At 64.8% G+C, this 14,769-nt stretch carries 11 protein-coding genes and 1 pseudogene; all 12 read right to left on the reverse strand.

Going from position 1 to position 14,769, the window contains the following annotated elements:
• Nucleotide 1: 1 nt before the first annotated feature.
• A pseudogene (locus GGI48_RS14180) lies at nt 2–1,201 on the reverse strand (TonB-dependent receptor domain-containing protein); the annotation flags it as partial.
• A gap of 9 nt (nt 1,202–1,210) precedes the next feature.
• Nucleotides 1,211–1,543, reverse strand: coding sequence for a sigma-70 family RNA polymerase sigma factor (locus GGI48_RS14185; RefSeq protein WP_179598844.1), 333 nt, complete (start codon nt 1,541–1,543; stop codon nt 1,211–1,213).
• Nucleotides 1,544–1,613: 70 nt separating this feature from the next.
• Nucleotides 1,614–3,224, reverse strand: coding sequence for an efflux transporter outer membrane subunit (locus GGI48_RS14190; protein WP_260620660.1), 1,611 nt, complete (start codon nt 3,222–3,224; stop codon nt 1,614–1,616).
• Entirely contained in the window at nt 3,221–4,291 is a 1,071-nt protein-coding gene (locus GGI48_RS14195; RefSeq protein ID WP_047300772.1) for an HlyD family secretion protein, read from the reverse strand. Before GGI48_RS14195 ends, GGI48_RS14190 begins: the two co-directional genes overlap by 4 nt.
• Nucleotides 4,292–4,305: 14 nt before the next feature.
• Nucleotides 4,306–5,850, reverse strand: a complete 1,545-nt coding sequence (locus GGI48_RS14200) for an MFS transporter (RefSeq protein WP_179598846.1) — start codon at nt 5,848–5,850, stop codon at nt 4,306–4,308.
• Nucleotides 5,851–6,025: 175 nt separating this feature from the next.
• Nucleotides 6,026–6,952, reverse strand: coding sequence for a LysR family transcriptional regulator (locus GGI48_RS14205; protein WP_103740972.1), 927 nt, complete (start codon nt 6,950–6,952; stop codon nt 6,026–6,028).
• 224 nt (nt 6,953–7,176) lie between these two features.
• Complete coding sequence (locus GGI48_RS14210) at nt 7,177–8,043, reverse strand: ABC transporter permease (RefSeq protein ID WP_179598848.1); 867 nt, start codon at nt 8,041–8,043, stop codon at nt 7,177–7,179.
• A gap of 33 nt (nt 8,044–8,076) precedes the next feature.
• Nucleotides 8,077–8,937, reverse strand: coding sequence for an ABC transporter ATP-binding protein (locus tag GGI48_RS14215; RefSeq protein WP_179598850.1), 861 nt, complete (start codon nt 8,935–8,937; stop codon nt 8,077–8,079).
• 5 nt (nt 8,938–8,942) lie between these two features.
• Nucleotides 8,943–9,980: an ABC transporter substrate-binding protein gene (locus GGI48_RS14220; protein ID WP_181956976.1), complete on the reverse strand. Its 1,038-nt coding sequence runs from the start codon at nt 9,978–9,980 to the stop codon at nt 8,943–8,945.
• 26 nt (nt 9,981–10,006) lie between these two features.
• Nucleotides 10,007–10,894 (reverse strand): TauD/TfdA dioxygenase family protein, encoded by an 888-nt coding sequence (locus tag GGI48_RS14225; RefSeq protein ID WP_179598852.1) that lies wholly within the window; start codon nt 10,892–10,894, stop codon nt 10,007–10,009.
• A 326-nt stretch (nt 10,895–11,220) separates the two neighbouring features.
• On the reverse strand, nt 11,221–12,588 hold the full coding sequence (locus GGI48_RS14230) for an HlyD family type I secretion periplasmic adaptor subunit (protein WP_103740968.1): 1,368 nt from the start codon (nt 12,586–12,588) through the stop codon (nt 11,221–11,223).
• On the reverse strand, nt 12,578–14,734 hold the full coding sequence (locus tag GGI48_RS14235; RefSeq protein ID WP_016967920.1) for a type I secretion system permease/ATPase: 2,157 nt from the start codon (nt 14,732–14,734) through the stop codon (nt 12,578–12,580). Before GGI48_RS14235 ends, GGI48_RS14230 begins: the two co-directional genes overlap by 11 nt.
• Between the last annotated feature and the right edge of the window lie 35 nt (nt 14,735–14,769).

Raw genomic sequence — 14,769 nt, forward strand, 5'->3', positions numbered from 1 at the left:
CTTACCAGTCATAGGTCAAACTCGACACCATGGTCCGCCCCTCACCGTAGTAGCAGTCCCAGATGCTGGTGCACTTGGCGACGTAGGTCTTGTCGGTGAGGTTCTTCACCTTCAACGCCAGCTTCACGCCCTTCCATTGCAGCGGCGATTTTTCCAGGTCGGAGGTCAGGATATTCTCCTGGTCCAGCTGTTAGGCCGACACCTGGACGAAGCTCTCCTGGCCCGGTGGCTGGAACTTCCCCCCCACTTCGTACTGTTTGCCCGTGGACGGCTCGAAAGCGCTGCCCCCGATGCTGGTGCCACTCAACGGCAGGAACGACTCCGAGTAGCTGACAAAGGGCGCCAGCCCGTTGTCGAACAGGTACACCAACCCGCCGCGCCCGGTGAAGGACTGGCTCTTGGCGTTGGTATGCCCCCCGTTGAGCGGCGTCTTGTTATCGGTTTCCGCCCAATCGTTGCGACCGCCCAGCACCAGCACCCATTTTTCGTACTTGATCTGGTCCTGCACATACAGGCCGGTCTGAGTGATGGTGTTGTCCCACTGGTAAGGGTTGGCGAAATTCAGCGACTGACCGTAAGTGGGAGTGAACATGTCGAGGATCGGCGGGTTGAAGTCGTACTTGCCGTCGAACTTGGAATTGAAGTGGTAGTAGTCCAGACCCACCAGCAGGGTATGGCTGAACGGCCCGGTGTCGAACTGGGCCTGGGCGATGTTATCCACGCCATAGACCTTGTTGTGCTGCTTCCAGTCGACGCCGTAGCGGGTCATGTAGCGCTGGTCGTTGAGTCCGGTCTTGGGGTTGCTGACGAACTTGTAGCCGTGCAGCGGCGCGCGGTAGCGGTCATCGACGTCGGCATAACGGGCGTTCTGCTTCAGGGTCCAGACATCGTTCAGGCGATGGGAGAACTCGTAGCCGAGGACAAACTGGTCACGATCGTAGGCATTGACCCCAGGCTCGCCGAAAAACAGGTCGCGGTCGATCTTGCCATTGGGGTTGGCGAACACCGTGCCGACGCTGGGCAGGCCCTGGGCCTCGGGCACGTCGTTGTCCTTCTAGAACTGGGCGAACAGCGTCAACTGGGTGTCGTCATCGGGCCGCCAGGTCAGGCTCGGGGCGATGAACTGGCGCTGACGCTGGACGTAATCGACGGCGTCCTGGCTGTCGCTGGCCAACTCGGTCAGGCGATAGAGGAACTGCCCCAGGGGCTTTCATTCTGCGTAGAGCATCTGGTAGCAGGCCTGGATCGCGCGGGTCATGTACTTCTGCACCGAACTGACCGACACCTCCAGGCGCTCGGCGATCTGCGCATTACCCAAGCCTTCGAACTGCGACATGACAAAGGCCTGGCGCACCTTGTCCGGCATGCGATCGAGCATGGTGTCGATCTGCATCAGGGTTTCCAGGATCAGCGCGCGGCTTTCCAGGGAAGGGGTCTGCGGCTCCGGCAGGTGGGCGATGCTGTCCAGGCGCTTGCGCAACCAGCCGTGGTGATCCCGATACAGACGATGGAGCTGGGCGTTGCCGTCAGTGGTGGCTGGCATGAATGAAACTGCGCACATGATTGAGAGCAATTGTCATTACGATTTTTTCTCAATCCAGGCAAAACGCTTTTCAGGGCGACGGGCTGGCGGCCTGCAACGGGTACACCGACTCCCAGCCGCCGCCCAGGGCCTTGTACAGCCCGACCATGGCCAACGACACCCCGGCGGAGCTTTCCACCCACTGCTCCTGGGTGGCCAGCAAGGCGCCCTGCACGGTCAGGACGTTGACGAAATCCACCACGCCCTCGACGTACTGCTGCTGCGCGGTACGCAGGGCGATCTGGTTCTGCCGCACCGCCTCGGCCAGGCTGTCGCGCCGCAACTGACTGGCGTTGTAGCGGGTCAGTTGATCGTCGATTTCATGCCAGGCCCGCAGCACGGTCTGCTGGTAAGCCAGGGCCGCTTCCTGCTGCTGGGCCTCGCGCAGCTGGAGCATGCCCCGCAGGCGTCCGCCGTCGAACAGCGGCAGGCTGAACTGCGGGCCGATGCCGAACTGGCGCGAGCCCCAGCTGCCGAAATCCGCCAGTTGCAGGGCCTGGGAGCCAACGTTGCCGGACAGGGTAATGCGCGGATAGAAATCGCCCTTGGCCACGCCGATGCTGGCCGTGGCCGCGTGCAGCCGGGCCTCGGCCTGACGGATGTCCGGGCGCCGCTCGGCCAGCTGCGAAGGCAGGCCGATAGCCACCCGGGACGGCGCTTGCGGCACGGGGGCGGCACTGGCCAGTTGCTGGTGCAGGGCCTGGGGCGGCTCCCCCAGCAGCAGGCTCAGGGCATTGATCAACTGCGCCTGACGCTGTTGCAGCGCAGGCCGTTGCGCCTCGATGGTGGCGACCTGGGCAGCGGCTTCGGCCACGTCGAGGTCGGTGGCCACGCCGTCGGCCAGGCGCAATTGCGAGAGCTTCAGGCTGTGTCGGGCCACCTCCAGGTTCTGCTCGGTGACTGCCAGGATGTTCTGTACGCCGCGCAGCTGGATGTAGTCCTGGGCGGTTTGCGCCAGCACCGACAGCAGCACCCCGCGTCGATCGTTTTCCGCCACTTCCAGGGTCGCGTCGGCGGCCTCGGTTTCGCGCCGGACCCGGCCCCACAGATCCAGCTCCCAGGCCGCGGAGAAGCCCGCTTCCCAGAGACTGAAGGCCGACTTGCCGCTGTTCCCCGAAGGGTCGTTCAGGCCTTCGGCGCTGTTGCGTTTGCGTGCGTAGCCGCCATTGGCCGAGGTGCTCGGGTAGCGCTCGGCGCTGATCACCTGGCGCGCCGCCCGGCTCTGCTGCAAGCGGCTGGTGGCCAGTTGCAGGTCGAGGTTGTCGCTCAGCGCCCGACGACTCAGGGCCGACAGTTGCGGGTCGTTGAACACCTCCCACCAGCGCTCCTGCATGGGGCTGTCCACTGCCCGGCTGGCGGCGCCTGGCGCAGGCAGCGACCAGGCCTGGACCTGGGTCGCCCGCGGCCGCTGAAAATCCGGACCGACGTTGCACGCGGCCAGGGACAGCAGGCTCAGCGCCAGCAGAGTGCGGAGCCCGTGGCCAGGGAGCTTGCTTGCGTTCGAGTGCGTAGCACTCGCCAGGCAGCCCTGATCGGCGGCCTGGGCCACCGCGGCGCGCGGTTCCGGGGTCGCTGCGCTACCCAGCGGGAGCAAGCGCCCTCGCCACCAGGCGCCTGTGTGCTTGCGGGGTACGCTGCTCATCGCTGGGTCACCTCGCGGGCGCTGGTGGCCGAGCTGTGGGTGTCGACGCTGGCTTCCACCGACATGCCGACCCGCAGGCGCTCGGCCATCGGCTGGTCGGGCTCCAGGACAATCTTCACCGGAATGCGTTGCACCACCTTGGTGAAGTTGCCGGTGGCGTTGTCCGGTTTCACCGCGGCGAAGGTCACGCCGGTGGCCGGGGCCAGACTCTCGACGCGGCCCTGCAGGGTTTCGCCACCCAGGCTGTCGACCCGCACCTCGACGGTTTGCCCGGCATGCATGGCGGTGAGCTGGGTTTCCTGGAAGTTGGCCAGTACATAGGCCTGCTGCAAGGGCACCACGGCGAGGAGCTTGCTGCCCGGGGTGACATAGGCGCCGACCCGTACCGCGCGCTCGCCGACCATGCCGTCCACCGGCGCCACGATGCGGGTGTAGGACAGCTCGTAGCTGGCCATTTCCAGGGCCGCCTGGGCCCGCTTCAGGCTGCCTTCGGCGGCGTCGCGCTGGGCGGTGAGGATTTCCACCTGCTTGCGTTCCGCCGCCAGGGCCGCGGTGGCGGTGGCCACGCGGGCACTGGCCTGGTCGATGCGGGTCCTGGCTTGCTGGGCGTTCTGCACCGTACCGGCGCCGACCCCGGCCAGGTGGTTGTAGCGGTTCAGCTCATGCTCGGCAAAAGCCCGCTCGGCCTGGGCCGCGCTCAAGGCCGCCTGGGCCTGGGCAATCACCGAGCTCTGCCGGTCCAGGGTCGCCCGGGCGTTCTGCAGCTGGGCCTTGGCCACCAGGGTTTCGGCATCCGCCGCCTGGGCCGCGGCCCGCAGGTCGCGGTCGTCGATCAGCGCCAGCAGTTGCCCGGCCTTGACTTGCTGGTTGTCCTCCACCAGCACTTCCTTGATGAACCCGGCCACCCGTGGCGCCACCAGGGTGTAGTCGGCGGCGATGAAGGCATCGTTGGTGCTCTGCGCGCCAGCGCGGCCAAACAGCCCGGGCACCAGCAGGTACACCAGCACACCAAGGGCGGCCACCGTCGCCACGGCGACGGCGATTTTATCTTTGCTCTGGATCGTCATAAAAACCTTCTCGTTCAGGTCGGCGCCCGCGGTGGATAGATCCGCGTCGGCAGCCAGAAAACCAGCAGGATCAGCGCGGCAGCCACCCCTGCCATGCAGAAATACAGATCGGCGCTGGTCAGCACCATGGCCTGCTGGTGCAGGCGCTGGGCCAGCCCGGCCACCCGGTCATCCACCAGGGGCGAGTTGCCCAGGTTGTCCACCAGCATCGTCGAGTGGAAATGCAGGCGGTGGGTGGTCAGCACATCCAGCACCCCGGTGGCGATCACCGCCGCCAGGCCCTTCACGGTGTTGAACCAGGCCGAGGCAAAAGGCCCTTCCAGCGGGGTGATGCTGCCGGTGGAAAGCATCAGCAACGGCAGCACCGCCATCGGCTGGCCGAAGATCTGCAGCAATTGCAGCCCATAGAAATCGTCACGGATCCAGGCCGAGGTCAGGTGTGTGCCGCCCAGGCAGGACAGCACCAGCAGGCCCAGGCCGATCCCCAGCACCCAGCGGCAATCGACCCAGCGCAGGTTGCACAGGGCCGCCACCAGGGGCAGGGCAATCAGTTGCGGCAAGGCCATCACCAGCATCACCGGAGCGGTTTGCAAGGGGCGATAGCCCTGGACCTGAGCCAGGTACGCCGACGGGATGATGATCACTGCGGTCAACACCACCAGCACCCCGGCCAGGGTCAGCAGGGCGAAGGACAGGTTGCGGATGCCGAGCATCTGCAACTTGAAGAAGGGAATCGGCTGCGACCATTCGTTGATCAGAAACAGCACCAGCAACACCAACCCGCCGACCAGCAGCAGGCCAATGAGCGGCGACTCGAACCAGTTCAGCCGGTTGCCCTGAAGAATGCCGATCACCAGCATGCAGATCGCCGGAAAGCCCAGCAGCAAACCGCGCCAGTTGAACTGCTGGCAACGCTCCAGGCGCAGCGGGTCCTGAGGCAGGCCGTAAGCCACCGCAGCCATGGCCAGCACACAGGGCGCCACCACCTGCCAGAAGGCCCACTGCCAGCCCACGTATTCGGTCCACAGGGCTGCCAGGGGTGTGCCCAGGCTGGGGCCGAAGGTGGCGGTCAGGGCGTAGCCGGCCAGGCCGTAGAGCTTGACGTTGGCCGGCAGGAAACGCAGGGCCACGGTCATCAGCATCGGCGGCAGCGCCCCGCCGGCCAGGCCCTGCAAAGTGCGCAGCAGCAACAGGCTCTGGTAGTTGGGGGCGAAGGGGCACAACACCCCCAGCAGGGTGAACAGCGCAATCGCACAGAGGGTGAAACGCCGCAGGGAAAAGGTCACCGAGCACCAGGGCGCAAAGGCCATGGCCGCCACCGAGGTAGCGGTGTAGCACGCCACCAGCCAGGTGCCTTCGTCGAAACCGATGGACAACGCACCGCGGATATCCGCCAGGGCGATCTTGGTCACCATCTCGTTGAGACCGGAAACCAGCACCGCCAACAACACACCGACCAGACCGATGATGATTCGCGGCCCGAAGATCGGCGGTGCAATGGCTGCCGGCCTGCTGGCGGCTTCAACCGAAGCAGGCGCAGCGACAGCGAGGGAACTCATGGAAATACTGCTCCAGACAAGAAAACCAGAGCAGTTTATGAACAGCCAGTGCTGACGAAAACTGACTTATCGACAGCTTATAAGTGCACCAGACGCAACAATTCACCCTGTTGACGTAGGAGCTGGCTTGCCAGCGAAGGGGCCCTCAAGACCGCTTTCGCCGGCAAGCCGGCTCCTACGAAGAGGTCGGCTGGGCTTCTTGCCAGGTGGCCTGGCAGGAACTGCGCAGGGTTTCGCGGAACCATTTGTGCGCCGGGTCCTTGTCGTAGCGCGGGTGCCAGGCCTGGGTCAGGACCAGGGTCGGCAGGGCAATCGGCAGCACGAACGAGCGCAGCCGCAAGCCCAGGCGCGAGACGCTGAGCAGGGTTTCCTGGGGCACCGGCAGGATCAGGTCCGAATCCGGCAGCATGAACATTGCCGCATGAAAGCTCGGAGCAATCAGCGACACCCGCCGCTCCAGGCCCTGCTCCGCCAGGGCCGCGTCGATCGGTCCGCGGGCAATGCCGCGGCGCGACATGCTGATATGGGGGAACGCGGCAAAGCGCTCGGCGGTGATCTCTTCGTCGAACAACGGATGGTCTTCCCGTACCAGGCCGACAAAAGCGGTAGTGAACAGGTTCTGCACCTTCACTTCCGGGGTCAGGGGCCGGGTGTTGCTGATCCGCAGGTCGATCCGCCCTTCCCGCAGGGCCTCGTCGTCGCCGTCGCCTTCGGGCACGAAACGCAGTTCGCACAACGGCGCCTGGCGCTCCAGGGTGTCGATCAGCCGTCCGCCGTAGACCCCGACAAAAAAATCGTTGGCGCGCACATTGAAGCGCCGGCGCAACGACAACAGGTCGACCTGATCCGCCGAACGGAACAGCAGCGCCGCCTGCTCCACCAGATCACGCACCTGGCTGCGCAGTTCCAGCGCCTTGGGGGTGGGCACCAGGCCACGCCCGGCGCGCACCAGCACCGGGTCGCCGAGGGCGTCGCGGATTCGCGTCAGGGTCCGGCTCATGGCCGCCGGGCTGAGGTTCATGCGCCGCGCGGCGCCGACCACGCTGCCCTCATCCAGCAGGGCATCGAGGGCCACCAGAAGGTTCATATCAGGGAGTTGCATGCTGAGCACTCATGACTGATCAGGGATGATCCGGACGCAATGCTAGCAGGCTTGGCGCCGAGGAAAATGAGGGAGATCAATCCTGACCCGTGAACCCACTAGCCGCGCAGGAGCCGGCTTGCCGGCGAAGGGGCCCTCGAACCTTGCATTGCGCTTGAGGACGCTTTCGCTGGCAAGCCAGCTCCTACGGTCGGGGGTGGGGGGGGGCTGGCGGACGAGGCAGCTCAGCGTTGCATGCCCCAGCGTTTCACCGTGATCCGCTCCAGGGTGTCGAAGATCAGGTTCTCCACCAGCAGGCCGATGAGGATCACCACCGCCAGCCCGGCAAACACCTTGTCGGTGTACAGCTCGTTGCGGTTCTGGAAGATGTACCAGCCCAGGCCGCCCTTGCCGCTGGTGGCGCCGAACAACAGTTCGGCGGCGATCAGGGTGCGCCAGGCGAAGGCCCAGCCGATCTTCAGTCCGGCCAGGATCGACGGCAGCGCCGCCGGGATCAGGATGAACAGCACCAGGCGCAGGCCCTTGAGGCCGTAGTTGCGCCCGGCCATGCGCAGGGTTTCGGAAACCCCGAGAAACCCGGCGTAAGTGTTCAGGGCCAGGGCCCAGAGCACCGAATGCACCAGCACGAAGATCAGGCTGTTCTGCCCCAGGCCGAACCACAGCAGCGCCAGGGGCAGCAGGGCAATGGCCGGCAGCGGGTTGAACATCGAGGTCAGGGTGCTCAGCAGGTCGCGGCCGAACTGGGTCGACACCGCCAGGGTGGTCAGGGCAAAGGCCAGGACAATGCCGATCAGGTAGCCCTTGAGCAGCACCACCAGGGAAATGCCCACCTTGCCCAGCAATTCGCCGCTGATCAGGCCCTGGTAAAGAGCGCTGGCGGTCTGCAGAAAACTGGGCAGCAGCAGGTCGTTGTTCTGGTAGCGGGCCACGGCTTCCCACAGCAGCGCCAAAAGGATCAGGATCAGGCCCTTGCGCAGCCAGCCCTGTTGCCAGAGGCGCTGGCCCAGGGGCAGCTCTCGTTCCAGCGGGACTTGCAGCAGGGGTTGCAGGACAACTTCGTATTCTTCGCGCACGGGGGATGACTGGCTCATCGGGCGTTCCTCGTTCAACGGTGGCCTGACGGCTCAATAGGCGATGCGGATATCGGCGAAATCCACTGCGCTGTCGGTTTCTGGCCCCTGGCCTTCATCGAACAGCAAGCGGTGAATGCGGCGCGCGGTCTGCTGGAAGGCCACGCCACCCAGGCTGTGCAAGTCGTACTGGTGGCTGTGGACCTCCGCCCGCACCCGCCCCGGATGCGGCGACAGCAAAAGGATGCGGTTACCCACCACCAGCGCCTCCTCGATGGAGTGGGTGACGAACAGCAAGGTGAAGCGCACCTCCTCCCAGAGCAGCAGCAACTCCTCCTGCATCTTGCGCCGGGTCAGGGCGTCGAGGGCGGCGAAGGGTTCGTCCATCAGCAGGATCTTCGGCTGCATGGCCAGGGCCCGGGCGATTGCCACCCGGGCCTTCATGCCGCCGGACAGCGTGTGCGGGTAGGCATCGGCAAAGGCTGCCAGTCCAACTTTTTCCAGGTAATGCAGGGCGCGCTCCTCGGCTTCGCGACGGCCGAGGGTTTTCGACGCCAGCAGCGGAAACATCACGTTCTGCTTCACGGTTTTCCAGGGCGGCAGTTGATCGAACTCCTGAAACACCACGATGCGGTCCGGCCCGGGCTGGCTGACGCGCTGGCCTTGCAGGCGAATTTCGCCCTCGCAAGGCTGGATAAACCCGGCCACCGCCTTGAGCAGGGTCGACTTGCCGCAGCCCGAAGGCCCCAGCAGGACAAAACGATCGGCCGGATCGATTGCGAAACTGACCTGGTGGGTGGCCCGCACCACGCGCTGCGGGGTGCGGTATTCCAGGCTGACTTGATCCACCGCCAACAGCGCTTCGGCGGTGGCGGTGGGGTTGCTGGCCGTGTGGCCTGGCAAGGGGGCGTTCATGGCCATCAGCTCCCTTGCAGCGGTTTGGCGTCCTGGAAGAAGTAGTCCTTCCACGATTCCGGCTTGTTCTTGATGGCGCCAACCCGGTACAGGAACTCCGCCAGCGGGTAGGTGTTTTTCGGCGTCACGCTGAATTCGAACTGCGGGTTGTCGATGATCTTCAGCAGCGCGGCGCGGTCGATCTTGGCCTTGGTCACGCGGATGTAGGTATCGGCGGCCGCGCCCTTGTCGTTCTGGGCGAACTCGGCAGCTTCAGCCAGGGCTTCGACGAAGGCCGTGTAGGTCTTGGGGTTGTCGTTGCGGAATTTTTCGGTGGCAAACAGCACCGTCGGCGAGTTCGGGCCCAGCAGGTCGTAGGTATTGAGCACCACATGCACGTTGGGGTTCTCCAGGGCCTGGTCCTGGAACGGCGGGTTGGAGAAGTGCCCGGTCAGCTCGGTGCCGCCGGCAATCAGCGCGGCGGTGGCATCCGGGTGCGGCACGGCGATGGTGTATTTGTCCAGGCGATTGAATTCCTGGTCGCCCCATTGCTTGGCCGCAGCGTACTGCAGGAAGCGCGACTGCACCGAGACGCCCACCGCCGGCACCGCGATGCGGTCCTTCTCGGTGAAGTCGGCGATGGTCTTGACCTGGGGATTGTTGCTCACCAGGTAGTAGGGAAAGTTACCGAGGGAGGCCACGGCCTTGACGTTCTGCCGGCCGTGGGTGCGATCCCAGATGGTCAGCAGCGGGCCGACGCCGGCCCCGGCAATGTCGATGGAGCCTGACAGCAAGGCGTCGTTGACCGCCGCGCCGCCGGACAGCTGGGTCCAGTCGACCTTGATATCGATGCCCTCTTGTTTGCCGTGTTTTTCGATCAGGTGCTGATCGCGCACCACGTTGAGCAACAGGTAGACGATGCCGAACTGTTCAGCGATGCGAATTTCGCCTTCGGCATGGGCCGCCGCAGGCGCCACCAGGCTACCGGCCAGCAGACTGAAACCCAGGCCGATGGCCGTGGCCAGCTTGCCGAGGCGGGGAATGAAGGGAATGGATAAGGACATGGTGATTCTCCTGCCGAGCCGGCCGATCAGTAAGGGGCGTCGCCCTGGATGGTGGTGCGATACAGCTTGCGGCGCAGATGGCTCGGGCAACCGGCGGCCAGGTGGATCAGCGAGCGGTTGTCCCAGAACACCAGGTCATGGGGCTGCCATTGGTGGCGGTAGACGTTGTCCGGCAGCACGCTGTGGGCGTACAGCTCGGCCAGCACCTGGGCGCTTTCGTCCTCCGGCAGGCCGATGATGCGGGTGGTGAAGCCTTCACTGACGAACAGTGCCTTGCGGCCGTTTTCCGGGTGGGTGCGGACAATCGGGTGCACCACTTCGGCGACCTGGGCCAGTTGCTCCGGGGTCAGGGTCGGGCGCCAGTTGCCCTCGAACTTGGTTTCGCTGTAGCGCGCCGTGTAGGAATGCGCGGCACTGCGGCCCTCGACCGCCTTGCGCAGCGCCTCGGGCAGCTTGTCCCAGGCTTTGTGCATGTCGGCGAACAGGGTGTCGCCGCCTTCGGCCGGCAGTTCCTGGGCGTGCAGCATCGAGCCCAGGCTCGGCAGTTCCTTGTAGGACAGATCCGAGTGCCAGAACTTGCCGGCATCCCCCAGGCCGATGGACTGGCCGTTCTCGATGATGTTGGAAACGATGAGGATTTCCGGGTGCCCGGCCAGCAGGAACTGCTTGAGCACATGGATCTGCAGCTCGCCGAAACGGCGGCTGAAGGCGATCTGTTGTTCGGGGCTGATGCGCTGGTCGCGGAACACCACCACGTGATGATCCAGGTGGGCGCGGTGGATGCGGGCGAAGTCCTGGTCGTTGAGCGGCCGGGACAGGTCCAGGCCGATGATCTCGGCGCCGACGGCGCCGTTGAAAGGACGGATTTCGAAGGCTTGTGCGGCAACGGCGGCGGCACTGGCTGATGCAGACATGACTGAAACTCCCGCGCAGGCGCGCCCAGGGCGCGCGCGTCGATCAGAAACTCACGGAGATCCCGTGTGGGTTCATTTCGTGCGGCGCGCCGATTGGTCGGCAGGTACGCAGGGAGTCGACTTTATAGATATAAGAAAGCGAATTTAAATACCGTTAGCGAATAACGATATGTTGATTCGAGCGGCGCGATACCTGGGGACGCCGCGCTGTCGACGGCTCGATGAGACGAACTGCAGGAGCCGGCTTGCCGGCGAAGGCGCTCTCACGGGCCCCTTCGCTGGCAAGCCAGCGCCTACAAGGCTGGCAAGGTCGCCTTTTACGCGGATCAGCGTTCGTGCAGGGCTTCGGCGCGGGCGCGGATGATCGGCTTGAGCAGGTAGCTGAGGATGCTCTTCTTGCCGGTGATGATGTCCACCGAGGCCACCATCCCGGGGATGATCAGCAGCGGTTTTTCATCGGTGCCCAGGTGGCTGCGGTCGGTGCGCAGCTTGATCATGTAGTAGGTGGTTTTCTTGTCTTCGTCGGTGATGGTGTCGGCGCCGATCTGCTCCAGGCGGGCCTTGAGGCCGCCATAGATGGTGTAGTCATAGGCGCTGAACTTGACCACCGCTTCCTGCCCCGGGTGCAGGAAGGCGATGTCCTGGGGACGGATCTTGGCTTCCACCAGCAGGGTGTCGTTCAGCGGCACGATTTCCACCATGTCGCTGCCCGGCTGGATCACCCCGCCAATGGTGTTGACCATCAGCTGCTTGACGATACCGCGCACCGGCGAGGTGACCAGGGTCCGGCTGACCCGGTCTTCCAGGGCCTTGCCGGTGGCGCTGGCCTTGTTCAGTTCGGTGCGCGCCTCGTTGAGCTGGGTCAGGGCTTCGCTGCGGAACTTGCCGCGGGTTTCATCGATCTTGCGCTGCACTTCCTTGATCGCCGATTCGGCACGGGGAATGGCCAGGGTGGTGGCGTCCAGCTGGCCGCGGGTTTCCACTTCGGCGCGCTTGAGCCGCAGCACTTCCACCGGCGACACCGCGCCCTGGGCCACCAGGGGCTCGGACATGGCGATTTCCTGGCGCTGCAGGCCCAGTTGCTGGCGGTATTGGGCCTGCTTGGAGGTGAATTCGCGCAGTTCCTGCTGCTTCTGGATCAGCTGTTCCTGAAGGCCGCCGATCTCGTCATGCAGTTGCTGGCGACGGCTCTGGTACAGGGATTTTTCGCTGGCCGCCTGGCCGGGCGCGTCCTTGACCGCGTCGGCGGGGAAGTTCAGTTCGCGCTCATCCACTTCGGCGCTCAGGCGCTCGACCCGCAGCAGCATGGACAGGCGCACGGTCTCGGTCTCGCCGACGTTGGACTGAAAGCGCGTGTCGTCCAGGCGAATCAGCGGCGCACCGGCTTCCACCACCTGGCCTTCCTTGACGTACAACTCGGAGACGATCCCGCCTTCCAGGTTCTGGATCTTCTGCACCTTGGACGACGGAATGGCCTTGCCCTCGCCCTTGGTCACTTCGTCGATCACCGCGAAGTTGGCCCACAGCACCAGGAACAGGAAGAAGGCGATGATGCCCCAGATGGTCAGGCGAATGACCCGCGGCGCATCCTCGATCAGGGCCTTGTTGACTTCGGGCAGTGGCTGCCCCTTGAGGGAATCGCTGCCTTTGAAATAGCGGCGGATCGAGTCCTTGAATCCCGACTTAAGCAACACTGATCTGCCCCTTCTTCAACGCTTCCATCACTACCGCTTTCGGGCCGTCGGCCAGGATCTGCCCTCGGTCCACCACCAACAGCCGGTCCACCAGGGACAGCAGCGACGCCCGGTGCGTCACCAGGACCACGGTCTTGTTCTGCACCACCGATTCCAGGCGCTGCTTCAGGCGCTCTTCACCGGTGTTGTCCATGGCGCTGGTGGGCTCGTCGAGCAGCAGGATCTGTGGATTGAGCAACAGGGCACGGGCCAGGGCGACGTTCTGTCGCTGACCGCCGGAGAGGTTTTGCCCACGTTCGCCTACCTGCAACTCATAGCCTTGCGGATGCAGCCGGGCGAATTCATGCACCCCTGCCAGTTCGGAGGCCTGCAGCACCAGTTCGTCGTCGACGTAGCGGGCACCGGAGGTCAGGTTGTCGCGCAGGGTGCCGGCCAGCAGCTGGATGTCCTGGGGCACGTAGCCGATGTTGTGGCGCAATTCGCTGACGTCGATCTGGCGGATGTCCACACCGTCCACCAGCAAGGCCCCGGAGTCCGGCTGGTAGAGCCCCACCAGCAGCTTGGCCAGGGAGCTTTTGCCGGAGCCGCTGCGGCCGATGATGCCGACCTTCTCGCCCGGCTTGATCGTCAGGTTGATGTTCTTCAGTGCCGGGTTCTGCTGCCCCGGGTAAGTGAAATTCAGCAGCCGGCATTCGATGGCGCCCTGCAGCACGTTGCGGCTCAGGGGACGCTCGTCGAAATTGCGCTCCTGGGGCAGCTCCATCATCTGGTCCACCGAGGTCATGGTGACGCGCGCCTGCTGGTAACGGGTCAGCAAACCGGACAGCGAGGCCAGCGGGCTCAGGGCCCGGCCGCTGAGCATGTAGCAGGCGATCAGACCGCCCATGCTGAGGTTGCCGTCGATGATCTGGTAGACGCCGAAGACGATCATGGTCACCCCGGCCAGTTGCTGGATCAGCAAGGTGATGTTCATCGCCAGGCTGGAGAGCATCTTCACCCGCAGCTCCAGACGGCTGAGGGTGCCGATGGTCTGTTCCCACTGGTACTGACGCTCGCTCTCGGCGTTGTTGACCTTCACGGCGTCCAGCCCGGCCAGGGTTTCGATCAGGCTCGACTGGCGCTCGGCGCCCAGGGCCATGGTTTTCTCCATGGTCGCCACCAGGGGCTTCTGCAAGGCGTAGCCGATGCCTAGGGCGAGGGGGAAGGCCAGCACCGGGATCCACACCAGGTGGCCGCCAAGGATGGCGATCACCAGGAAGATCAGCAGGGTGAAGGGCAGGTCGATGAGGCTGGTGAGGGTCAGGGACGCGAGGAAGTCGCGCAGGCTCTGAAACTCATGGATGTTCTGAGCGAAGCTGCCGACCCGGGCCGGGCGGTACTTCATGGCCATGCCGACGATGCGTTCGAACAGCGTGGCGGAAATGATCAGGTCGGTCTTTTTACCCGCCAGGTCCAAACAGAGGCTGCGCAGGCTCTTGAGGATCAGGTCGAAGATGTAGGCGCCCATGATGCCGATGGACAGCACCCACAGGGTCGAGGTGGCCTGGTTGGGCACCACCCGGTCGTAGACGTTCATCACGAACAGCGGCGCGGCCATGGCGATGATGTTGATCAACAGGCTGGCGGCGATGGCGTCGGCATACAGCCAGCGCGAGCGCTTGAGGGTGTCGCGAAACCAGGAGCGGGCCCGGGGAATCAGCGAACCGTGATTGACGTCGAACTTGTGCTGGGGCTGGGCGAAGAACACCTGCCCGCTGTAGTCGTCGGCCACCAGTTGGCGATCGACGCACACCTCGCCGCCATCGCTTTCGCTGAGCAGCAGGCGCGCCTGATCTTCACCTTGCCAGCCCAGGAGCACGGCGCTGCGACCGTTCTTGAGCAACAGCAGGGCGGGCATGGCGATGGTCGGAATCTGCTCGAGCTTGCGGCGCAACACGCGCCCCTGCAGCCCGGCCCGAGCCGCTGCGCGGGGCAGCAACTCGGCGCTCAGGCGCTGTGACGGCAATGGCAGACCGGTGGTCAGCATGGCCGCACTGGCGGGCTTCTGATGCAGGAAGCAGAGGGTCAGCAATCCATCCAGCAAGGGGTCGTCATGCATACCGCGTGGATCATGACTAAATTGCGCTCGACTGGCTTCTGATTCCACGCTGGACACTCTTGGCTGGCTGTTGGATGAAAGTA

This window comes from Pseudomonas protegens, assembly GCF_013407925.2.
In the GTDB taxonomy this organism is placed as follows: domain Bacteria; phylum Pseudomonadota; class Gammaproteobacteria; order Pseudomonadales; family Pseudomonadaceae; genus Aquipseudomonas; species Aquipseudomonas fluorescens_AP.